The sequence below is a fragment of the Paenibacillus sp. FSL M8-0212 genome, from assembly GCF_038004645.1.
Lineage (GTDB): Bacteria > Bacillota > Bacilli > Paenibacillales > Paenibacillaceae > Paenibacillus.
In genome coordinates this window covers 2,263,572-2,287,234 of record NZ_JBBORP010000001.1, presented here as the reverse complement: position 1 = coordinate 2,287,234, position 23,663 = coordinate 2,263,572, and the positions used below count along the sequence as shown (strand labels likewise).

Here is a 23,663-nt window from a genome sequence, read left to right as displayed (position 1 = left end):
GGGTGCCTTTTTGAAGCAACAAGAAATGCTGGTTATTGGTATCTTTTTTGTATAGTTGTTCGTGACAAAAAGGTCATATCCCGTTATATTTTCCGCTTGATATTCATCAACATTGTAACTCGAGCTGTAAACCTTTCCGAAATCGGGTTAATTATAATAGAGAGGTGAGCGTATGAGATATGCGATCAGATCAGGACTACATACGCAATGATCCCTAATTGTGAATTCAGAGAGGAGTTTTATATATGACATCATGGAAAAAATGGACAAGTGCTTTGCTCGCAGCAGGAATTATTGTAGGTAGCGGTTCGGTATGGCAGGACAGTTCGGTTCAGGCAGCATCGGTATCCTCGAAAGTGACAACCCCGGCTGAGGTAACTCTGAAATCGGGTGGGAAAACACTGACTCAAAAAGGACTTCTTCAAGGTGGCTCAACTTGGGTCTCTCTTACTGCAGTTAAAGATGTGGCAGGTGGAACGCTGAAATATGATGCGAAAACCAAGTCATATACGGTAACAGCAGCCAACAATGCGATGACCGTTAGCCTGATGGATGGACAGCCAAACGTTTATATTAACGGTTATTACCCTCAGGTGGAAGCGAAATTGATTCAGGGTCGATTATATATCCCATTCTCGGCAATGAGAGATTATCTGGGTGTACAGGGGAATTGGGATGGCAAAACCAAAACGTTGACACTCAGCAAGGTGAAACAAAATAACGTTAAAATTAAAGCGGCAACAGTTAATGTTACTGTAAAAAATGCTGAAGTAGATGTTCAATATCCACAGGTGAGTGGACTTGCCAGCAAAGAAGCTGAAGCAGCGATCAACAAAGTGCTGAAAGACGAAGTGGATGCTTATGTAGCTGACTTCAAGAAACAGACATCTGAATTCGGCGGTGCTACAGCCAACCGTCCATATGCATTTGAGAGCTCTTATGTAGTGACGTACAACGAAAAAGGCGTGCTGGGACTCATTACACAACGATACGAAGATTATGCTGGCGCTCATGGTATGACATACCGTACGGGCCACACCTTTGCACTGGACACAGGTAAGGAGCTTACATTAGATGATGTGCTGCAAAATAACAAAACCATGCGTGAGACGTTGGGTAAAAAAGTGGGCGAGCAACTGAAAGCCCGCGGTGGATACCTCGATGGGTATAAAGGGTTAAATAAAGATCAGGATTTCTATGTTACACCAACGGGTGTGGTCGTGTTCTTCCAGCTGTATGAGTATACAGCGTACGCAGAGGGATTCCCTGAAATGCCATTTACGTATAAAGAGATTCTTCCTAAAGGCACAGAACCATTTAGCGATGTAACGGGAACCAAATAAAGAATCATTATTATGCACTCTTAAGTTATTTTTCTTATAAAATGAAAAAAGAAGCCCTCATCATGATCATGATGAGGGCTTCTTCTCGTATAGACAACACAATGAGGTGTTGCTGATTACGTTAGGTATTGATATATTAACGCGAAGACCGTGGTCTAACTAACACTTAGATTCCTTGGGAACCTACGTTTTCAATAACTTTATCAATGATACCGTAATCGGCAGCTTCAGCAGCACTCATGAAGTAGTCACGATCTGTATCTTTCTCAATCCGCTCCAGAGGTTGACCTGAACGCTCAGAGATGATGCGGTTCAACGTATCACGCATTTTCAAAATGCGACGAGCACGGATTTCGATGTCAGAAGCCTGACCTTGTGCACCACCAAGTGGTTGGTGAATCATAATTTCACTGTTTGGTAATGCAAAACGTTTACCTTTTGCACCGGCATTCAACAAGAATGCACCCATGGAAGCCGCCATACCTACACAGATGGTAGATACATCCGGTTTGATGAATTGCATTGTATCGTAAATCGCCATACCGGCTGTAATCGATCCGCCTGGGCTGTTGATGTATAAGTGAATGTCTTTCTCCGGATCTTCCGCAGCCAGGAACAACATCTGTGCCATAATGGCATTAGCCACTACGTCATTAACATCGCTACCAAGGAAAATAATACGATCCTTCAGCAATCTGGAGTAGATGTCGTAGGCGCGCTCACCCCGGTTGCTCTGTTCAACGACCATTGGAATAAAACTCACGTGAAAAACCTCCTTGGAATGTAAATGTTATTGGTGTTTATAATTAAACTGTTACCGTATTACCCACATAATAAACAATTCCAAACAAAAAGTCAAAGAAAGTCAAACTAACTTACAAAAAAAAGAAACCTTTCCGGTTTCATTGGTTAAATGGGTTATGAGCTGTTAAATAAAAATGGCGCGCCCGCCAAGAATCGAACTTGGATCTCAGGCTTCGGAGGCCTACGTCATATCCATTGGACCACGGGCGCACATTATGTGACAGCAATAATGATTATAGCTCATGAAATATTTAATTGCAAGCAGTTCGTTGTGGTATTGGTTTGGATTAACCCAAAAATGATCATGATGAAGAAGAGTGGATAAAGAGTGCATTTAAGTAAATGCTATTAGAGGTTTTGGACATGCCGTATGAAATGTGTTTCTGAGCGATATGTAGATGGAATTCTTTCGTTTCTTCTATATATGGTATGCGTGAGCTAGTCCTTGATCATGGAAGTCTAGGATTGTGAAAATAGGCGCGTACAAACGCTGAATGCGTGTCGAAATAACACGTTGAAACACTTGCATGTCACGTCAGTTTTAGGTAGAATAGACGTGGGACTTAAAAAGTTAACCCGGGACGTTTTAGGGCCACGAAAGAGAGCTTAGAACGAGAACTTGCGGGAGTGGAAAGCATGCGAACGATTTTAGAAGTACAAAAGCAGCTTCTGCCTGATCTCATGGATATCTTGAAAAAGAGGTATACGATTCTGCAACAGATCATGTTATCGGATGTGATCGGACGGAGAACGTTAGCTAATTCCATGCAGATGACCGAGCGGGTTCTGAGGGCTGAGACCGATCTGTTAAAGGCTCAGGGACTTATTGAAATTGACAGTGCAGGAATGAAGATCAGCGAGGCAGGGTATGATTTGCTGCAGCAGTTAGAGCCCGTAGCCAAAGAGTTGTTCGGATTATCCGAGCTGGAAGAGCGCATCAAGCAAGCCTACGGTCTGCAAAAGGTAGTTGTGGTTCCTGGTGATTCGGACGTTTCTCCATTTGCCAAAAGGGAACTGGGCAGAGCCGGAGCGAAGGCTCTCGGCAATATCATGAGTGACAACGACGTTGTCGCCGTTACTGGCGGATCAACAACGGCCGAAGTCGCAGAGCAACTGACTCCGCCAACATCGCTCAAAGGTGTCTGGTTCGTACCGGCACGCGGTGGACTTGGAGAAAGCCTTGAAATTCAGGCAAATACGATTGCATCCACAATGGCAAAACGGGTAGGAGCGCAATACAAACTCCTGCATGTACCGGATTTGCTTAGTGATCATGCCTACGAATCATTAATCCAGGACCCTAGTGTTCAGGAGATTCTGCAGCTGATTCGGAAATCGCGGATTGTAATTCATGGAATTGGTGATGCCGTGGAGATGGCGACAAGACGTAAACTTGCGACGGAGATTATCGATGAACTTCAGGAGCAAGGAGCCGTATCTGAATCTTTCGGTTATTACTTTAATGATCAGGGTAAGGTGGTACATACCATGCTTACACTGGGTATGCGACTTCAGGATATTGAACGAACCGATGTCGTGATTGGAATTGCAGGTGGCAAAAGCAAAGCTGCTGCCATTCACTCCGTGTTGCGATTTGGTCAGGAAGATATTCTGATTATTGATGAGGCTGCTGCCGAAGTCATCGTTGCTGAAATGGAATAAGGGTTTACTTTGCATCACAACTATTGTTGTCTTGACGGACTTCACCGTCTGTCTTGAATATATAAGTTTCATAAAAAATTAATCAAAACTTGGGAGGAACTTACTCATGATTAAAGTAGGTATTAACGGTTTTGGACGTATTGGACGCTTGGCATTCCGCCGTATTCAAAATGTAGCAGGCATCGAGGTAGTAGCAATCAACGACTTGACTGATGCTAAAATGCTCGCTCATTTGCTCAAATATGATACAACTCAAGGTCGCTTCGATGGCGATGTTGAAGTACACGATGGCTTCTTCAAAGTGAACGGCAAAGAAGTTAAAGTATTGGCTAACCGTAACCCGGAAGAACTTCCTTGGGGCGACCTGGGCGTAGATATCGTTCTGGAATGTACTGGTTTCTTCACAACTAAAGAAGCAGCTGAGAAACACTTGAAAGGTGGAGCTAAGAAAGTTGTTATCTCCGCACCAGCTACTGGCGACATGAAAACCATCGTTTACAACGTAAACCATGAAATCCTCGACGGTACTGAAACTGTAATCTCCGGCGCATCTTGCACAACAAACTGCCTGGCACCTATGGCAAAAACACTGCAAGACAAATTCGGAATCGTTCAAGGTTTGATGACTACAATTCACGCTTACACTGGCGACCAAAACACTTTGGATGCTCCACACCCTAAAGGTGACTTCCGTCGTGCTCGCGCAGCAGCTGAAAACATCATCCCTAACACAACTGGTGCTGCTAAAGCAATCGGTCTGGTAATCCCAGAACTGCAAGGCATCCTTGATGGTGCAGCTCAACGTGTACCAGTAGCTACTGGTTCCCTGACTGAGCTCGTAACTGTTCTGAACAAAAAAGTAACTGCTGAAGAAGTTAACGCAGCTATGCAAGAAGCTTCCGATCCAGAAACTTTCGGATACACAGAAGACGAAATCGTATCTTCCGATATCCAAGGAATCACTTTCGGTTCCCTGTTTGATGCAACTCAAACTAAAGTTCTGACTGTTGGCGACCAACAATTGGTTAAAACTGTAGCTTGGTATGACAATGAAATGTCCTACACTGCACAATTGGTTCGCACTTTGGAGCACTTTGCAAAAATGATTAAGTAATATCTGAAATAAAATAGAGCGGAAACAGATGCTATATTGTTTCCGCTCTTTATATATCTACATTTTGCAAATTTCTCAAAAACACCAGGATTGACAAGGGATTTTAGCTCTTGATTGGTCCACCAAATACATGGGTGCGGAGGAAATACAATGAACAAAAAAAGTGTACGCGATATCGAATTGACAGGAAAACGGGCTTTTGTCCGTGTAGATTTCAATGTGCCGCTCGAAGATGGTAAAATTACAGATGACAAACGTATTCGTGCAACGCTTCCTACAATCAACTTCTTGATTGAAAAAGGTGCTAAAGTCATTTTGGCAAGCCACATGGGTCGTCCTAACGGCGAAGTGGTTGAATCCTTGCGTTTGACTCCAGCAGCTGAGCGTTTGTCTGAATTGCTTGGTAAAACAGTTGTTAAAGCTGACGATTCCGTTGGTGACGCTGTTAAAGCTCAAATCGCTGAACTGAACAACGGCGACGTATTGTTGCTTGAAAACGTTCGTTTCCACGCAGGCGAAGAGAAAAACGATCCGGAACTGGCAAAACAATTTGCTGAACTGGCTGACGTTTTCGTTAACGATGCGTTTGGCGCGGCTCACAGAGCACACGCTTCGACTGAAGGAATCGCTCACTTGCTTCCAGCGGTGTCCGGTTTGTTGATGGAGAAAGAACTTGAAGTGTTGGGTAAAGCAATCTCCAACCCTGAGCGTCCTTTCACAGCAATCATCGGCGGATCCAAAGTTAAGGACAAAATCGATGTAATCGACAACCTGCTGAACATTGCAGACAACGTGATCATCGGTGGCGGTCTGACTTACACGTTCTTCAAAGCACAAGGACATGAGATTGGACAATCCTTGCTGGATGAATCCAAACTTGATGTTGCTCTCGGTTTCATCGAAAAAGCGAAAAAACTGGGCAAAAACTTCTACCTGCCGGTAGATATCGTAGTGTCTGACGATTTCAGTGCGAAAGCAAACACACAAATCGTTGACATCGATGGTATCCCAGCAGATTGGGAAGGTATCGACATCGGTCCTAAAACACGTGAGATCTATGCTGACGTAATCAAAAACTCCAAATTGGTTGTATGGAACGGACCAATGGGCGTATTTGAAATCGAGCCATTCTCCCACGGTACTCGTGCAGTAGCAGAAGCTTGCGCTGAGACAGAAGCTTACACTGTAATTGGTGGCGGTGACTCCGCAGCAGCAGCTGAGAAGTTCAAATTGGCTGACAAGATGAACCACATCTCTACAGGTGGCGGTGCATCGCTCGAGTTCATGGAAGGTAAAGTACTTCCAGGCGTAGTGGCATTGAACGACAAGTAAGTTTTAGTAGTCTATAGCATGAAGGAGTTGAAACCCATGAGAACACCGATTATCGCAGGTAACTGGAAAATGTTCAAAACGGTTTCCGAATCCAATGACTTCATTCAGGAAGTTAAAGGAAAAGCGGAAGTTGAAGGCGTGGAAACTGTAATCTGCGCACCGTTTACAAATCTGCCATCCCTGGTAGAAGCCGTTAAAGGCACAAACATCAAAATTGGTGCACAAAATCTTCATTTTGAAGACAACGGTGCATTCACAGGTGAAATCAGCGGCGTGATGCTGAAAGACCTGGGTGTGGATTATGTCATTATTGGTCACTCGGAGCGCCGTCAATATTTTGCGGAAACCGATGAGACTGTTAATAAAAAGTTGCATGCAGCATTCCGTCACGGATTGACTCCAATCTTCTGCCTGGGTGAGACGCTTGAAGAGCGTGAAGCGAACCAAACAAAAGACGTATGCAAAGTGCAAACAGTAGCTGCTTTTGCAGGTCTGTCTGCAGAGCAAGCGGCACAAGTTGTTATCGCTTATGAGCCAATCTGGGCGATTGGCACAGGCAAATCCTCCACTTCCCAAGATGCGAATGAAGTTATTGCTTACATCCGTACGCTGGTGAAGGATCTGTACAACGAGACGGTTGCGAATGCAGTTCGTATTCAATACGGCGGCAGTGTTAAACCGGAGAACGTAACAGAATACCTCGGACAAAGCGACATCGACGGCGCACTTGTTGGCGGTGCCAGCTTGCAGCCGGCTTCGTTCATCGCGCTTGTTGAGGGGGCGAAGTAAGATGACAGCTCCAAAACCTGTAGCACTGATCATCATGGATGGCTTTGGTCTGCGTAACACGGTGGAAGGCAATGCGGTAGCGCAAGCCAAGAAACCGAACTACGACCGTTTCATGAGCCAATTCCCACATACAACGCTCACTGCTTGCGGTGAAGCTGTAGGTTTGCCAGAAGGGCAAATGGGAAATTCCGAGGTAGGTCACCTGAACATTGGTGCCGGCCGGATCGTATACCAGGATTTGACCCGTATCTCTAAATCCATTCGTGACGGCGAGTTCTATGACAATGAAACACTTGTCAAAGCGGTTCGCGAAGCGAAACAAAGCGGCAAAAAGCTTCATCTCTACGGCTTGTTGTCCGATGGCGGCGTACATAGTCACATCGACCACCTGTTTGCTATGCTGGATCTGGCCAAAAAAGAAGGAATGAATGATGTATATATTCATGCTTTCATGGATGGCCGTGATGTTATGCCAGACAGTGGTAAAGACTTCATGCAGAAACTGATCGCTAAGATTGAAGAAGTCGGTGTAGGTAAAATCGCAACGGTTCAAGGTCGCTATTACGCGATGGACCGTGACAAACGTTGGGAACGGGTTGAGAAATCATACCGCGCCATCGTTTATGGAGATGGACCGAAATACACTGACCCACTCAAAGCGGTTGAAGAATCGTATGAGAAATCCGTATTTGATGAATTCGTTGAACCAACGGTTATCGTCAAAGCGGATGGTGAGCCGGTAGGTTTGGTAGAGAGCGGCGATTCCGTTATCTTCCTCAACTTCCGTCCTGACCGTGCGATCCAGTTGTCGCAAGTATTCACGAACCAGGATTTCCGCGGTTTCGATCGTGGTCCGAAGTTCCCTGTAGGCTTGCACTTTGTATGTTTGACTTTGTTCAGTGAGACGGTTGAAGGTTATGTGGCTTATTCGCCGAAGAACCTCGACAACACCCTGGGTGAAGTTCTGGTACAAAACAATAAAAAACAACTGCGTATTGCAGAAACTGAGAAATACCCGCACGTTACCTTCTTCTTCAGCGGCGGTCGTGATGTGGAGCTTCCGGGCGAAACTCGCGTACTGATCAACTCACCAAAAGTTGCAACGTATGATCTGCAACCGGAGATGAGCGCGTATGAAGTGGCTGACGCATGTGTTCGCGAGATCGAAGCAGACAAACATGACGCCATCATTCTGAACTTTGCTAACCCTGACATGGTTGGACACTCCGGTATGCTGGAGCCTACCATCAAAGCGGTTGAGGTAACAGATGAGTGCATGGGCCGTGTTGTGGATGCAGTACTTGCCAAAGGCGGCGTTGTACTGATCACGGCGGATCATGGTAACGCGGATATGGTGTTCGATGAGCAAGGACGTCCGTTCACAGCTCATACAACGAACCCGGTTCCATTCATCGTTACGGATGCCAATCTAACCCTGCGTGAAGGCGGAATCCTGGCGGATATCGCGCCAACGATCCTTGACCTGATGCAATTGCCTAAACCGGAAGAAATGACAGGTACATCCGTCATCGCTACCCGTAAATAAGTTACGCAACAACATATATGAAATTGGGAAGTTTGGAGTTTACCCCGAACGAAGGAAGCAGAAATTGTCCGAAGAAGCAACGCGTTCGCCTTTATCACATGATTCCAACTTATGAAAATAAGTTCAATGGAATCAGGGGATAACAGCGATCAGAGGACGATTCTGCTGACGTAGTGGAAAAGGGAAAACACAAGTGTTCCTAATTTATAATAAATTTAAATTTAAAGGAGATTATCACAAATGACTATTATTTCTGACGTGTACGCTCGCGAAGTCCTCGACTCCCGCGGTAACCCTACAGTAGAAGTTGAAGTATACCTGGAGTCCGGCGCAATCGGACGCGCAATCGTTCCATCCGGTGCATCCACTGGTGCCCATGAAGCAGTTGAGCTTCGCGATGGCGACAAATCCCGTTACCTCGGTAAAGGTGTTCTGCAAGCTGTTAAAAACGTAAACGAAACAATCGCTCCAGAAGTTATCGGTATGGATGCATTGGATCAACTGGGTATCGACAAATTGATGATCACTTTGGATGGTACGCCAAACAAAGGTAAACTGGGTGCTAACGCAATCCTGGCTGTATCCATGGCAGTAGCTCGCGCAGCTGCTGACGCTCTGGACCTGCCACTGTACGTTTACCTGGGCGGATTCAACGCTAAAGCACTGCCAGTTCCAATGATGAACATCATCAACGGTGGTGAGCATGCTGACAACAACATCGACGTTCAAGAGTTCATGGTTCTTCCAGTTGGAGCACCAAGCTTCAAAGAAGCTCTTCGCGTAGGTGCAGAGATCTTCCACAACTTGAAATCCGTATTGAGCTCAAAAGGCTTGAACACAGCTGTAGGTGACGAAGGTGGTTTCGCACCGAACCTTGGTTCGAACGAAGAAGCAATCACTACAATCATCGAAGCTATTGAAAAAGCTGGTTACAAACCAGGCGTTGACGTATTCTTGGGTATGGACGTAGCTTCCACTGAGTTCTACAAAGATGGTAAGTACACACTTGCTGGCGAAGGTAAATCTTACACTTCCGCTGAGTATGTTGACCTTCTGGCTTCATGGGTTGAGAAATACCCAATCATCACAATCGAAGATGGTATGTCCGAAGATGACTGGGATGGTTGGAAATTGCTCACTGAGAAATTGGGAGACAAAGTACAACTCGTTGGTGATGACCTGTTCGTAACAAACACTGAGCGTCTGGGCAGAGGTATCGACGAAGGTATCGGTAACTCCATCCTGATCAAAGTTAACCAAATCGGTACATTGACTGAAACATTTGATGCTATTGAAATGGCTAAACGCGCAGGATACACAGCTGTAATCTCTCACCGTTCCGGTGAGTCCGAAGACAGCACAATCGCTGACATCGCTGTTGCAACTAACGCTGGTCAAATCAAAACGGGTGCTCCTTCCCGTACAGACCGTATCGCGAAGTACAACCAATTGCTCCGCATTGAGGATCAACTGGGTGAACTGGCTCAATACAATGGTCTTAAAGGATTCTACAACCTTAAAAAATAAGCTGGATATCCAGCTTTTACGGGCAAGCCGGGTAACCGGCTTGTCTTTTTTATTGCAACGAAGTAATGGTATAACGTAAGGATCACGCAGATGGTGAAATTTAGGGCATCGTATAAACTGTACTACTTGTAGTACAACCATAGCTATGTTACAATTAAAGTAACTGTTTTTATGGTGAGATGTATGCCCACATGGGTAGGAGGTGGAAAGAATGGATATTGCTTTGAAATTGCTGCTCGTTGTTTTCTCGATCGGTCTAATCACTGTAGTATTGCTGCAGCACGGGAAAAGCGCTGGTTTGGCGGGTGCCATCTCCGGTGGTGCGGAACATCTTTTCGGTAAAACGAAAGCGCGCGGATTGGATCTCTTCCTGCAACGTGCAACGGTGGTACTGGGTGCAGGATTTATGATTTTGTCTATTATTGTTACGGTGGTTTCCAAGTAAGATTCGGAACTGCTGTTCAATGAATAGCTTAAGCTAATGGCTTAATTGATGAACCTTCGTTTCGTGAAGAAACGGGGGTTTTTTAATAAATTCTTACGCGTCCAAACTTTTCCAACAATTTAATCTATAGACTCCATGATTTTCGGTCTTCTTCTCACTTCTGTTTGGTTTCCTTCCTTAAACATGCAACACACTCCTATCATGTATGGTATGTCCCTCGCTTATTCGTTACGCGAACTCACTCCCTATAATGAACGTCATGTGTACAGAAAATTTTCGGATGTAGTCCTTTTTCAGATGCGCACAGCACGTGTATCGCATAAAATGTCTGTAGAGATACGTGAAAGCGTGATTTTAGAGGAGCGCCCGGCAACTGTGGTTTTTTTGCGAGGTACGGATGGGCCGGATTGAATTCGTGTATACTAGGGTATGAGATAGTATGGTTGTACTACTACACTCTTCACAGTAGTGATATTGTATTGCATGAAAATGGTAAGAATTCCGATACATAAAGAGATGAGACTTGCTTACACTTTTATGTTTCCCGAGGTGAATATATTAATGATAACAGAACAACAATTGCTCGACTTCATGCGGGAAACCGCTTATAAACCTATGACTTATCAGGAGTTGGAACAGCACTTCGCTATTGAAGATGCAGCTGATTTCAAAGCCTTTTTGATTATGCTTAATACGCTGGAGGAATCCGGTAAAGTTTTGCTGACCCGTAACAATCGCTATGGCATGCCAGAGCGCATGGATTTGGTACGTGGACGTTTACAGGCTCACGCCAAAGGTTTCGCTTTCCTTATCCCAGAGGATCGGGAGCACCCGGATGTGTACATTCATGCCAATGATATGAAGAGTGCAATGAATGGTGACACGGTATTGGTTAAAGTCACATCTCAAGGACCTTCAGGTGGTCGCCTGGAGGGTGAGATCGTCCGTATTGTTACTCGTGCTGTGACACAAGTGGTTGGTGTATTCCAAAGCCATGAGGTGTACGGATTTGTCATTCCGGATGACAAACGGATTAATCGCGATATTTTCATCCCACGTACCAATTTTGCTGGGGCGGTTGATGGACAAAAGGTTGTAGCAAAGATCGTCAGCTACCCGGAGGGTCGTGCGGCGGCTGAGGGTGAAGTGATCGAGATTCTCGGTCATAAGGATGAGCCGGGTATTGATATTTTGTCCGTTATTCGGAAGCATCAGCTGCCTGAAGCTTTCCCGGATGAAGTGGTAGAAGAAGCGGAGAAAGCACCCGACTCCATCACGGATGAAGAGATTGTACAACAGGGTCGTCGTGATCTGCGCGGGCTTAACATTGTCACAATTGATGGTGAAGATGCCAAGGATCTGGATGATGCTGTAAATGTAGAGAAACTGTTTAATGGTAATTACCGTCTGGGTGTTCATATTGCCGATGTTGGCTATTATGTGCAGGAGAATTCCAAGCTTGATCAGGAAGCCTACAACCGTGGATGCAGTGTGTATCTGGTGGATCGGGTTATTCCTATGCTGCCACAACGTCTGTCCAACGGAATCTGTAGTTTGAACCCGCAGGTAGACCGCTTGACCCTGTCTTGTGAGATGGAATTTAACGACCAGATGAAGGTTGTGAAACATGACATTTTCACGAGTGTGATCAAAACCAAAGAGCGGATGACGTACTCCAACGTCCGTAAAATCCTTGAAGGTGAAGAGCCTGAATTGCTCGAGCGTTATAAGGATCTGGTCGATGATTTCCATCTGATGAAAGAGATTGCTTTGAAGCTGCGTGCTATGCGTATGCGCCGTGGTGCGGTTGACTTTGATTTTGAAGAATCCAAAATCATTGTGGACGCAGAATGCAAACCGGTAGATATCGTGAAACGGGAGCGTTCGATTGCCGAGCAAATCATTGAGGAATTCATGTTGGCAGCGAACGAAACCGTGGCAGAGCATTTCCACTGGTTGAAGGTTCCGTTCATTTATCGTGTGCACGAAGACCCGGATCAGGAAAAACTGCAAAATTTCCTCGCCTTTGCGGCGAATTTTGGACACCAGGTCAAAGGACGTGGCAATGCGATTCATCCCCGGGCGCTTCAATCGTTGCTTGAGGATATCAAAGAAACGAAAGAACAAACCGTGATTAGTACGATGATGCTGCGTTCCATGAAACAGGCGAAGTATGATTCTGAAATGTCAGGTCACTTTGGCCTCGCGGCAGAATTCTATAGTCACTTTACGTCTCCAATTCGTCGTTATCCCGATCTTGTCATTCACCGTGTGATTCGCGAAGTCATTGAAAATAATGGTGCTTTGCCGGAGAATCGTCAGGAGTATTTGGCAGCACGTATGGCCGATATTGCGCAGCAGTCTTCGGAACGTGAACGTGTGGCAGTAGAAGCTGAGCGGGATACGGAAAAAATGAAAAAAGCCGAGTACATGCTCGACAAAGTAGGCGAAGAGTTCGAAGGCATGATCAGCAGTGTGACCAGCTTTGGTATGTTCATTGAACTGGAGAACACGGTTGAAGGCCTGATTCGCCTGAGCGCACTCACGGACGACTATTACCATTTTGACGATCAGCATATGGCTCTGATTGGTGAACGTACCTCGAAAGTCTTCCGCATCGGTGATGAAGTGAAGATCCGTGTAGCACGTGTAAGCATGGAAGAGTATACGATTGATTTTGAAATGGTGGATATGAAACCTCGCGCTGAACGTCCTGGCGGCTTCGGTGGCGGACGTGGCGGTAAAGGTGGGCGTCCTGGTAGCGGCGGCGGACGCGGCGGTGCCAAGGGTGGACCAGGTGGATTCAGCGGTTCACGTGGCGGCAAAGGCAGTTCGACAGGTGCTGGAGCCAGCCGTGGGGGCAGATCAACGGAAGAAAGCAGTAAAGGTGGACGTGGCGGTCGCAGTGGAGCAGCGAGTGCAGGCGCAGGCTCATCCGGTGGCTACGCAGGTAAAGGCGGCGGCAAGCCTAAAGGTGAGCGTCGTGCTGGTGATGCTGGCGGATCAACTGGCCGGGGCAAAGGCGCGGTGAGCTTTGGTTTTGGCTCAGGTAAAGGCGGTTATAGCTCTACATCGGGTGGATCGGATACTAGTTCAACCGGTGGACAAGGAAGTGGCCTGAACAGCGGCAGCGGTCGCGGTGAAGGCAGCTTTAAGTCCGGCAAGGGTGGCGGTAAAGGTGGCAAAGGCGGAAGTGGACGCAAAAACACTTCGCCGAGCGGCGTATTTATTGGAGAGAATGCAACTCCTGGTGGCGCTCAGGAAGGCGGAGCACCACGACGCAAGCGGAAGAAGAGCAAAGGTGCAGCTGGTAACGGCACGGCAGCTTTTGTACGGAAAAAGAAAAAATAAAGCTAACGTAACTTGAAGAGATGGATTACAATTCGTTCCTCCAGGTTAAGCGTTGGAGAAAATAGTCACTTCAGCCGGTGTGTTGTTTCGCACAGTCTGAAAGTGGTGTAATGAGGAGGGGCGGCAGAGGTCGCCTCTTTCTTGATTTTAACAGCCGTACTTGCTACAATTAGGGTCTGGCACGTGGTACCTTGGTACAACATCGGGTGCGCTGCTATAGAGCATGGTACCGGCTTATTTTACGGAGAAGGAGTGAGGACATGGGCAAGAATGATGGACAGAGTAAAGTGCTCGCACAGAATAAAAAGGCTTCCCATGACTACTTCATTGAAGATACGTATGAAGCGGGCATGGTGCTTACCGGAACGGAGATTAAATCTCTTCGTAACGGCCGTGCGAATATTGGTGATGCATTTGCCACGATTCGAAACGGTGAGATTCATATTCACAATATGCATATTAGTCCTTTTGAACAAGGGAACCGAAATAATCCGCTCGATCCAACGCGTACGCGCAAGTTGTTGATGCATAAAGTGCAGATCCATAAGTTGCTTGGGCTGTCGAAACAGGACGGGTATAGTATTGTGCCGCTTAAAATCTATATCCGCAACGGTTACGCAAAGCTCTTGCTTGGACTGGGTAAAGGTAAGAAGCAGTATGATAAACGGGAGACTGCCGCGAAGCGCGATGCTCAACGTGATATCCAACGGGTACTGCGCGAGAAGCAGAAGGTTGCGCGTTAAGTGGAGCGCTGATTGATGTATGAGTTAAGGAGTCTCAAGGTTTGTCCTGCAATGGGCAAGATTGAGGCTTTTTTTATTTGTATTGGGGAAGGTGATTTGATGTGAATAGCTAAAGTGTGCAGTGGGGCTGGTTTTTATTGATGTGTGACTAAGAAAATTTGCCAGGAGCATGGGGCTTAGTGCGTTGATGAATTTAAATTATCAGCTGTTGCGTAAGTTGACTGAATCGTGGGTAAGATACTTAGGTGCAGTTGTTCGAGATCCAATCTGGGTAAACTTTACTTCCGATTGGTGACGCGGTATAATATGTAGACGATTGAGCCTGTTGTATTGGATAACCTTGTACACATGCTCAGCCTGCTGGAATGTCTTCCAGCAATCTGTACTATTTCGGTGATGTGTCCTATGTTATGATTACTCATGTAGCAAACAGGAATGCCGAGTTTGAAAGAAGCATCTTTTTACCTTGGAGGAAAAAGATGTGCAGCACCTTTGCTCCGTATTCACGGATTAATCCTGGAGCCCTTCTTCATTGAGGGGGCGTTTATGGATTCGACGGGGATAGTTCGAGCATGGGTAGCGGGTAGTGGGGACGCGTCCGCTTTATCAACGCTAAAGCCTATTAAACGGCAAACAACAAACAAACTACGCTTTCGCAGCCTAAGAAACTGTGTGCGTGCTTCTACCCTGCATCGCCCATGTGACAGGGATAGGGGCTAACTAGTAGTGGGATACGCTGTCACATCTCCGCCTGGGGTGTGCTGAAGAAGACAATCAGGCTGACCCAACGTATAGCCGGTTACGGGGCGATACTCGGGTGACATCAAAACTGTGACTACACCCGTAGAAGCTTATGTGCCGTTATCTTCGGACAGGGGTTCGACTCCCCTCGCCTCCATTAGTAGTATCAGTGACAGCCACCATTTGGTGGCTGTTTTTGCATGCTTGGATATGTGGTGGTAGGGTAAAGCGCTTTGGCTCTAGGGCTTCGGGGTTCTCTGACGTCAATTACGATATATCTCTGATGATGTACATGCGGTACCCTCTGTAAGTATCAGTTTTGATGTCACCTTAGGTTGCCCCCACAACTGGCTTCTACTTAGTTCAGCTTATTATTTTCTTCTGTTCACCTCAGGCATAGAGGAGATAGCGTATCACCTAGCTAGCAGAAAAAAACGATTTTTGAAGTTTATAGTATCCTGTTAAGTATACCGCTGTGATTGTAGGAGATAAAGTAGGCTAATTAATGTTGAAACGGTCGTGGATTTGGACAAGAATGGTGCGGTTGATGTGATGGCTTATAGTCTGTTTAAATATCCACTAAGAATATATTTTGTTATAATTAAATATGGGACTAACTATTATCTCAAAGAAATGGAGTCTAATTATATGCACTTACTGGATAAAAGCCAACGTGTTCTTTTAGGGGACGAATGCCTTTGTCAGTGATTAGAGGTGAACACTTACTAGTGGAAGGTGGAGTAAGTCCGTCTTACAGTGGTTGATACAAAACTTGAAAATCAATCGTGGTCCGGATCAAAAGATGAAAGATGCTTTTGTGAAGTAGGAACTAGAAGTAATCGTTTTGCACAACAAGACGGTGAATTTGTCACTTCCCTTTAAAAGCCTGAAACTATCTTGTGATAGGAAAACTAAACGGAACCCTTTCTTCAGATGAAATAATTCATCTTGGAGGAAGATACGTTGAGTAGAAAAACTGAAAATACAAGTTTCCGTTGTGAAAACTGTCATGCATATGTTGAACCATTAACAAACGGAAGCTTTAGAAATCATTGTCCAATTTGCTTATTTTCTAAGCACCTAGACAATAGACCAGGCGATCGTTTAAGTAGTTGTAAAGGATTAATGAAGCCCATTCAACTCGAATATTCTAGTAAAAAAGGATATCAAATTGTACATGAATGTACATCTTGCAAAAAAATGCAGCGTAATAAAATCGCTGTTGATACGAAACAAGAAGACGATATTTTAAGCTTCATGGCATAAAATCTTCCATATTAGAGTATTAGATGATGGTTAGTCCCACCCCTTTTAGATTCAGAACTGAAAGGGGTATTTCTATTGGAAATCTTTTGACCTGGATAGTGAGACAGACAAGTGTAAGTATTAACGGTAAATCGCAACGGGGTGATACAACGACAGCTGATCCACGCAGTGAGAATTTTAACTGAGTAAAGGAGTAGTTATTTTGGATCCGTACTTGAAAGAAGTGGGTTCTAACTTTATTGAGGGAAAATATGATGGAAACCTTCATATCTACAAAGAAACCACCAATGGTCAGTGGGAGGAAGTTATACCGCAATAGTTTGCTACAGCTTCTATCCACCACTAACCAGTGTTCTGGTTGGTGGTTTTTCTGTTTATGATATAATAAGCATAAGTTTAGATTGGGGGACTCAAGATGTTTGAAAATCGAGAACAGCTCCAAGAAATTTTAAAAAAAGCAAATCAACATGCACGGAAACAAGCTAAAGAATCAGGTGCCTCTATTTATTATATAAAGAACAACAAACGCGTTCGTGAGGATGCTGCCGGTAATAAATTCGAAATTACATTTGATGCTACTGGAAAACGGCAGGAGTTTAAATATCATGAGTGAAATCAGACCAGTCATGACTGTGTTTGCGGGTACAAATGGAGCAGGGAAAAGTACACTCAGCATGCAAATGAGAGAGTGGCTTGGTGAACTTGTTGATCCAGATCAAATTGCAAGAGAGTTGAAGCCAGAGAATCCACGCAGTGCTGACCTGTCTGCTGGCAGGGAAGCTGTAAAAAGAATCCGATCACTCATTAAAAGTGGTGTAAACTTCGCTATTGAAACGACATTGTCCGGATCATTTGTTTTAAAACATATGGAAATAGCAAAAGAAAACAATTATGAAATTGTCGTTTATTATATCGGTCTTGAGGATGTTCAAATGCATATAGATCGTGTTGCCTCTCGTGTTGAGCAGGGTGGTCATTGGATTGCAGAAGAGGATATTCGTTATCGATATGGTGAATCATTGAAGAACCTTAAACCAGCTCTAGCCATTGCGAATCAAGTTATCATCATTGATAATACATACGAGCCTTTAATTGTTGCGGAAATCATACAGAGTAATTTGATCTACTGCGCTGAATCCATACCTGCATGGTCTAATCCTGTTCTTGTGGGTTACTGATACTCGGCTGTGCTGATGCAAGCCCGATAAACTCCGTAATCTCCCAAAGGAGGCAAAAAAGCATGAGCGAAACGCAGCAACATATCTGCGAGTTTGTTGCAGGGATACAAGCATATGTTTCGCCAGTAAATGTGATTAATCCTTGGAGAGATTATGTGATGGGTTATGATATCGGCCCCCGAAGCGGTGAAGATTCGCTCGGAACATTTGGTCAGGTATTTGGAACCAAGAATGTCCAAGGCTCGGTACATTTTTATTGCTGAAGCCGTGGGATATCAAGGGGCGAGGTTCTCCGGCGTACCCTTGACGTCCGAACGAATGGTTACCGGGAATCACTCGCTGGTGAATCACCATATGGTTTTTTCAGGTGAGCCGGGTGTCCGAACAAGCCTGCCGAATATCGTCAAATCTAACCGAATTCAGGTACTGTATGGTTTCGCAGAACCGACAGCATCCATTATATGGGGTGAAGTGTTATCCAGTTCAAGGTGGAAACCAACGGACTTTATATTTTGGAACATCTATCCCTTTCATCCATATCAATCTTCTGAAAACAGGATGACGAATCGAACGCTGAATTTGGCAGAGTTGGAGGATGGTTTGCCATTTGCCAGACAGCTTATGCAACTAAATCCTGATGCTCACATCGTGGCTATTGGCAGAAAGTCAGCAGACACGTTAAGCTTCCATTTCATTAAATATCATCATGTTCCCCATCCTGCAAATGGAAGAGCAGTACAATTCCAAAAAGCAGTAAGGTCAATGATCTAGCCCATTTTGAACTGGAGGAGTGTAAGGCTGAGATATGAACTCTTATCGTCTAAGTGTCTGCACATAACGTAATGCCCTATCATATAAAGATTGGTTGGTGAAGCTAAATGAGTGAAAAATACTGGCTTGTGGTGCAATATCCACTGAAGAGCGCGCAGGGCAGCAAACGAGATCATTGGTTGAAGGAAAAGGTGATGGAATATCTGGAAACCGTTCTAACCCAGGCCGATTTGGGAGAGGTGGATGGATGTGACCTGGGTAGCCGTGTGGCTGATCCAAAGGAATATGTAATGAACATTTTCTGTGTGGTCACGGACGAGGATCGGAGCATAGCGCTAATTAAAAAAGTGCTGAGAGAGAGCCGTTTGGATTACACCCGCATCCAAATCGCTACGATGCCTTATGGCACAGAAGGAAGATATACGCTGAAATATGCCTCCAAAAAAGGCGTTACCGAATTCTCGCTTTAATCACGATTCGCTGTTTCGTACCATAACGAACTCTGTACTTGTCCTGCCCGAGGGCGGTTTGCCCCCGACATTTTCCCCACTTAAATCCATCATACGAGAAGACCATGATTAGACTTCCCAACCTTAACCACTCGATCAACACTCTGTAAGTAGTAAGATTATGCCCGTAAATATTCTAATCTTGCTCAAAAGTATGCCATATCAAGGTAGACGTTTATCATCGTCTTTTGTGTATTCAGATCCTCCGCCTCTCCCCCGCTTTTCTCTCCATCCGGCACAAACCACAACTTATTATCTGTATCTCCAACATTATATAAAGCAGTACTCCTTGCGGCTCCAATTAGGGGCCCCTACCCGCAGCATTCACAACGATCAGATCCCCAAAACCTCATTCTATTTCACTCAGTCAAGCCATCCGTAAGCGATAAAAAGAATTGAGCCTGCTCCATACACCGTCCTATAATATACAATTGTATAAAATCCGAGAGAGTGGTGGATATCACAACAGGTCATCCGATCACAACCGATAAACCCATCACACCTTGGAACCAAAGGAGGGTCACATTGAATCAAAGAGCAAACGATGCAACAACAGATGCAGGAGCAGTAAAAGAAGGAGATGAAAAATAGAAGTGAAAGCAACAGCCCAATCAGATATTGAGACTGATGCAGAAGCAAACGCAAATGCAAAAGCGAACACCAGCGCAATGAAGACGAATTGGACTCCCCGTTTCAAAGCGTTCATTCAACGCAAGCCCAAGACACTCGCTTTTAAAATCCCGTTTGCCTACTTTGTCATTATTCTGCTAACGGTGGCGTTTAGTGCGTTGGTTTTGAATCGAATCTCGGAAAATGACGCGCAACGAAAGATCAATGAAGCATCACTGCAGACAATTACATCCATTGAGACCAACGTTAATCTGATGATCGAGAACGTGAACAATTATTCGAAAATGATTTTCTCCGATCCCAACTTGCAGAACCTGCTGCGGCAGGGCAATGTGTACTCCAATTTACAGACACAGTCCAAGGTCAGCGCGTATTTGACCAATCTTATGCAAGCGGTTCCAATTATCGATTCAGTATATATTTACGATAATTCGGGGCACCGATTCTCGGTTGGTACACAGGAATGGCCCACGTTTATGGAAGCGAATGTGAAGGAAGCGCCTTGGTACGAACAGGCACTGAAGCATAACGGAAGATATCTGCTCAGGCTGAATGGTGGCAACAACGACAGCGGAGTCTCGGCGACGGGGGAGAATGATGGGCAAGAGGTGGTTTCGTTTATTCGCCTCATTCGGGATTTGGATGATACGTCTCCGCTTGGATTTCTGGTCATGAACATCAAAGGCAAATCAATCGCTCAGGCCTATGCCAACCTGTCTGCACCGGATTCATTTCAGGTGGCTATCCTGGATGAGTATCAGCGGGTGATCGCAACCAACGCTACCGATGGAAAGAAGGCCGTGCCTACTGTATCCGGCGAATCCATATCTGTGGCTTCTGGACAGGAAGGGATGCACGAGATGTTAGAGGCCAATCAGGCCAAGTTAAAACAAACCTTTCAAGAGCAGCCCTCTGGCTTCATCACCTTACATTCACGTGGTCAGGAATATGCGGTGACCTATCGTTCGGCTGGTGATGATCTGTGGAAATTCATCAGCATGAGTCCATACCGGGCTACGGATACCCGTAATAAATCCATGGTGCTGCTTGCGTTGATTCTACTGGCGGTGAACGGGACTGTCTTTTTCGTCAGTTCATTCATCATCTCGCGTAGCGTCATTAAGCCGATTCACAAGCTGCTTCGTTCCATGCAGAAAGCACCAAGTGGAAACTTCCGCAAAGTGACGGTTGAGCTGAACAGCTACGAGTTCGCACAGCTATATGGAGGATACAACCAGATGATTGAGCAGATTGACCAGATGTTGAAACGCATTATTCAGGAGCAACAGACGATTCGTCGAGCAGAGCTGAATACACTTCAGGCGCAGATCAAGCCACATTTTCTATATAACACACTTGATTCCATTACCTCCCTGGCGATGTCGGGCATGAACGATAAGGTATGTGAGCTGTTAGAAGCACTCGGAAGTTACTATCGGCTGAGTGTCAGTAAAGGGCGCGAGCTGATTACACTGCACGAGGAGGTTGAGATTGTACGCAATTATCTGACGATCCAGCAGGTACGATACCCCGGTGTATTTGAGGTGCAGTACGATATCGATTCAGGCTGTGAACGGGTGATGATTCCCAAGCTTGTGCTCCAGCCGTTGGTGGAAAATTCGCTGTATCACGGTATTCGTCCCAAAGGCAGCCCAGGCACGATACGCATTCAAGCTCGTCGATCCAAGGAGGGAGTAGTTCTAACGATCACTGACGACGGAGTCGGCATGTCCGAGGAAGAAGTGAAGCAGATTCAACCCACAGAAGTGAACAGGTCTAATCGTTCTAACTCATCTAACTTTGCTAACTCATCTAATCCTTCTAATCCTACTTTTAACTCTAAACACAATCCAAGCTTTGGCTTGTGGGGAACGATGGAGCGGCTTCGCATTTTTTATGATAAAGAAGATGGACTCAAGCTGCAGAGCGAGGTTGGAAAAGGAACAACCATTATCATAACGATCCCGAAGGGAGCCGATGCATCATGGAATTGACTGTGGAACCACTAAAGGTATTGATTGTGGATGACGAGTACCTCATCCGAAATCTGCTGCGCATGCGTATCGATTGGAAGCAGCAAGGCATGACCATCATTGGCGAGGCCTCCGATGCTGAAGAGGCTTTGAACCAGGTTGAGCTGTTGCGTCCGGACATCGTGTTCACGGACATATACATGCCCAAGATGGACGGCATTGAACTGAGCGGCATTCTCATGGAGCGTTACCCAAACATAAAAATCGTGGTTGTGACGGGACATGATGAATTTGAATATGCTCGTCAGAGTGTGAAACTGGGCATATCGGATTTTATTTTGAAACCTATACGTGCTTCTGAGTTATTACAGGTTACGGCGAAGCTGCGAGCGGCAATCGAGCAGGAGATGGGGCGTGAGTACGAGCTGATGAAACTGCGGGAGGAGATGAAGCAGAGCTTGCCTTATCTCAGGGAGCGATTTGTGAATCAATGGTTAAGTGATGTGATGCCTGAGGATGAACTACAAGAGAAGGCGCGTTTCTTCGGCATACCTATCTCTTCTGGTGAATCAGGATTACGCATCGCAGTAATGGAGGTGGAGCTTGCTGTACCGCAAGCTAAGATAGCTGCATCAGAGGCATGTCCACATCTGTCCGAACCATATCATCAAACACACCAAGTCCAAAGAGAACCTCAACAACAACACGGTCAGCCCCAATTAAGCCAGCCTCAGACAGAAGCCCATCCACAACCCGCTGAGGAAATACATATTCTGCTGCGAATGGTAGGCATGAAGCAGGTGCAGGCTTTTTATCCCCAGGATTCGCATACGATTATCGTCATGGACTCGCATAACCGGATAGTTGTGCTCTCACTTGGTGCGGATACGGAATTTGCCAATCAGGTACAGCAGCTTCAGGAAGAACTTCAACATACGCTTAAGCTCGAAGGGTGTGAAGTTGATGTGACCGTAGGGATTGGGCAATGGAAATCAGGATGGGGAAAGGCCTGTGTGGGATACCGGGAAGCTTGTCGTGCACTTGATTATCAGGCGTTTGTGGGAAAAAATCAGGTCATTTGCTTCGAGGATCTGGTCATCGAAGGCGGGAGAAGGCCCTACCACTCGGATGCTCAGCTGCTCCAACAACTGCAATTTTACGTCAGTGTTGGTGCAGGGGAAGAAGCCGTATTGTTGCTGGAGCGTATGCTGTCTGTGCAGTTTTCGGACGTTTCACAGTTTCGGATGGCAGCCATGGACGTGGTTACGGAGTGCCAGCGTGCTGCCATAGAGCAGCAGATTGAGGGAGAGCACGCATTGAACAAAGAGGCCGTTGCGGCCATTTTTACAGCAGATCATTTGCCCGAACTAAAAAGCATGCTGGAGCAGCATGTCCGCACCGTATCGGATGTCATACAAGCCAAGCGACAGACCAAGGAAGGCAATCTGATCGACCGGGTGATCGCTTATCTTGAAGAGAATATGGGCAATGCGGAAGTGGGGCTTTCCAGCACCGCGGCTGCTTTTTACGTAAGTTCGGGCCATCTGGGGCGGCTGATGAAAAAAGAAACCGGGCAGACATTTGTGGAATATCTGACTCAACTCCGCATAAAGAAGGCTGAAATGCTGCTGAAACAGACGGATATGAAAGGGTATGAGATTGGGGAGCAGGTAGGCATCCCGGACCCACACTATTTCAGCGTCTTGTTCAAAAAACATATCGGCCGATCCATGAATGAGTATCGGAATGTAAAAACCTGAAAAATGAAAATGCAAAAATGGGGAGTGTGGGGGAGTGCAGAGATGGTTTGAGCGTAAACGCACTTCCACTTCCAGTTCCACATATGTTCGAATATTACAAATCGATGCCTGTTTTCTAAATGGAGAACAACGCACAGTTTGCCTAAAATATGGGCTAGAACCAACTAAAACGCATAGGG

Annotated in this window: 19 protein-coding genes, 1 tRNA gene and 1 other RNA gene; 19 read left to right on the top strand and 2 right to left on the bottom strand. The window is 45.7% G+C overall.

Annotated elements, in window-relative coordinates; all coding sequences use genetic code 11:
- Window positions 1-245: 245 nt before the first annotated feature.
- Window positions 246-1,343, top strand: a complete 1,098-nt coding sequence (locus MKX68_RS10145) for a stalk domain-containing protein (RefSeq protein ID WP_338589902.1) — start codon at window positions 246-248, stop codon at window positions 1,341-1,343.
- A gap of 166 nt (window positions 1,344-1,509) precedes the next feature.
- Here MKX68_RS10145 and clpP read toward each other — a convergent pair whose 3' ends face one another.
- Window positions 1,510-2,106 carry an ATP-dependent Clp endopeptidase proteolytic subunit ClpP gene (gene clpP, locus MKX68_RS10140; protein ID WP_017691245.1) on the bottom strand — a complete coding sequence of 199 codons (597 nt, stop codon included), beginning with the start codon at window positions 2,104-2,106 and terminating at the stop codon, window positions 1,510-1,512.
- 176 nt (window positions 2,107-2,282) lie between these two features.
- Window positions 2,283-2,357: transfer RNA gene (locus MKX68_RS10135), tRNA-Arg, on the bottom strand.
- Window positions 2,358-2,783: 426 nt separating this feature from the next.
- On the opposite strand from MKX68_RS10135, the gene MKX68_RS10130 reads away from it, so the two are divergent.
- The 18 genes from MKX68_RS10130 (at window position 2,784) to MKX68_RS10045 (ending at window position 23,484) form a co-directional block, all read left to right on the top strand.
- Window positions 2,784-3,809, top strand: coding sequence for a sugar-binding transcriptional regulator (locus tag MKX68_RS10130; protein ID WP_221822444.1), 1,026 nt, complete (start codon window positions 2,784-2,786; stop codon window positions 3,807-3,809).
- A gap of 106 nt (window positions 3,810-3,915) precedes the next feature.
- Complete coding sequence (gene gap, locus MKX68_RS10125; RefSeq protein ID WP_017691243.1) at window positions 3,916-4,923, top strand: type I glyceraldehyde-3-phosphate dehydrogenase; 1,008 nt, start codon at window positions 3,916-3,918, stop codon at window positions 4,921-4,923.
- 150 nt (window positions 4,924-5,073) lie between these two features.
- Window positions 5,074-6,255 (top strand): phosphoglycerate kinase, encoded by a 1,182-nt coding sequence (locus tag MKX68_RS10120; protein ID WP_310342101.1) that lies wholly within the window; start codon window positions 5,074-5,076, stop codon window positions 6,253-6,255.
- Between the two features lie 36 nt (window positions 6,256-6,291).
- Window positions 6,292-7,044 (top strand): triose-phosphate isomerase, encoded by a 753-nt coding sequence (gene tpiA, locus MKX68_RS10115; protein WP_036616221.1) that lies wholly within the window; start codon window positions 6,292-6,294, stop codon window positions 7,042-7,044.
- A gap of 1 nt (window position 7,045) precedes the next feature.
- Window positions 7,046-8,590 carry a 2,3-bisphosphoglycerate-independent phosphoglycerate mutase gene (gpmI, locus tag MKX68_RS10110; protein WP_340911257.1) on the top strand — a complete coding sequence of 515 codons (1,545 nt, stop codon included), beginning with the start codon at window positions 7,046-7,048 and terminating at the stop codon, window positions 8,588-8,590.
- A 240-nt stretch (window positions 8,591-8,830) separates the two neighbouring features.
- Window positions 8,831-10,117 carry a phosphopyruvate hydratase gene (eno, locus tag MKX68_RS10105; protein ID WP_062837741.1) on the top strand — a complete coding sequence of 429 codons (1,287 nt, stop codon included), beginning with the start codon at window positions 8,831-8,833 and terminating at the stop codon, window positions 10,115-10,117.
- 211 nt (window positions 10,118-10,328) lie between these two features.
- Window positions 10,329-10,562 carry a preprotein translocase subunit SecG gene (secG, locus tag MKX68_RS10100; RefSeq protein WP_062837740.1) on the top strand — a complete coding sequence of 78 codons (234 nt, stop codon included), beginning with the start codon at window positions 10,329-10,331 and terminating at the stop codon, window positions 10,560-10,562.
- Between the two features lie 561 nt (window positions 10,563-11,123).
- On the top strand, window positions 11,124-13,913 hold the full coding sequence (gene rnr, locus MKX68_RS10095; protein ID WP_340911254.1) for a ribonuclease R: 2,790 nt from the start codon (window positions 11,124-11,126) through the stop codon (window positions 13,911-13,913).
- Between the two features lie 260 nt (window positions 13,914-14,173).
- Entirely contained in the window at window positions 14,174-14,656 is a 483-nt protein-coding gene (gene smpB / locus MKX68_RS10090; protein ID WP_036674736.1) for an SsrA-binding protein SmpB, read from the top strand.
- Between the two features lie 536 nt (window positions 14,657-15,192).
- Window positions 15,193-15,557, top strand: a transfer-messenger RNA (tmRNA) gene (gene ssrA, locus MKX68_RS10085).
- Window positions 15,558-16,360: 803 nt separating this feature from the next.
- Window positions 16,361-16,663 carry an RNHCP domain-containing protein gene (locus tag MKX68_RS10080; protein ID WP_082763030.1) on the top strand — a complete coding sequence of 101 codons (303 nt, stop codon included), beginning with the start codon at window positions 16,361-16,363 and terminating at the stop codon, window positions 16,661-16,663.
- Window positions 16,664-17,078: 415 nt separating this feature from the next.
- Entirely contained in the window at window positions 17,079-17,276 is a 198-nt protein-coding gene (locus tag MKX68_RS10075) for a hypothetical protein (protein WP_133387290.1), read from the top strand.
- The gene (locus MKX68_RS10070) at window positions 17,269-17,841 is read left to right on the top strand and encodes a zeta toxin family protein (protein ID WP_340911250.1); all 573 of its coding nucleotides are present in this window, start codon (window positions 17,269-17,271) and stop codon (window positions 17,839-17,841) included. The genes MKX68_RS10075 and MKX68_RS10070 overlap by 8 nt, the downstream gene beginning before the upstream one ends.
- Before the next feature lie 62 nt (window positions 17,842-17,903).
- Window positions 17,904-18,104, top strand: coding sequence for a hypothetical protein (locus MKX68_RS10065; protein WP_340911248.1), 201 nt, complete (start codon window positions 17,904-17,906; stop codon window positions 18,102-18,104).
- Window positions 18,105-18,159: 55 nt separating this feature from the next.
- On the top strand, window positions 18,160-18,612 hold the full coding sequence (locus MKX68_RS10060; RefSeq protein ID WP_340911247.1) for a uracil-DNA glycosylase: 453 nt from the start codon (window positions 18,160-18,162) through the stop codon (window positions 18,610-18,612).
- A 107-nt stretch (window positions 18,613-18,719) separates the two neighbouring features.
- Entirely contained in the window at window positions 18,720-19,082 is a 363-nt protein-coding gene (locus MKX68_RS10055; protein WP_340911244.1) for a hypothetical protein, read from the top strand.
- A 632-nt stretch (window positions 19,083-19,714) separates the two neighbouring features.
- A complete protein-coding gene (locus tag MKX68_RS10050) occupies window positions 19,715-21,745 on the top strand; it encodes a cache domain-containing sensor histidine kinase (RefSeq protein ID WP_340911241.1) in 2,031 nt (676 codons plus the stop codon).
- A complete protein-coding gene (locus MKX68_RS10045) occupies window positions 21,736-23,484 on the top strand; it encodes a response regulator (protein WP_340911239.1) in 1,749 nt (582 codons plus the stop codon). The genes MKX68_RS10050 and MKX68_RS10045 overlap by 10 nt, the downstream gene beginning before the upstream one ends.
- Window positions 23,485-23,663 lie beyond the last annotated feature (179 nt).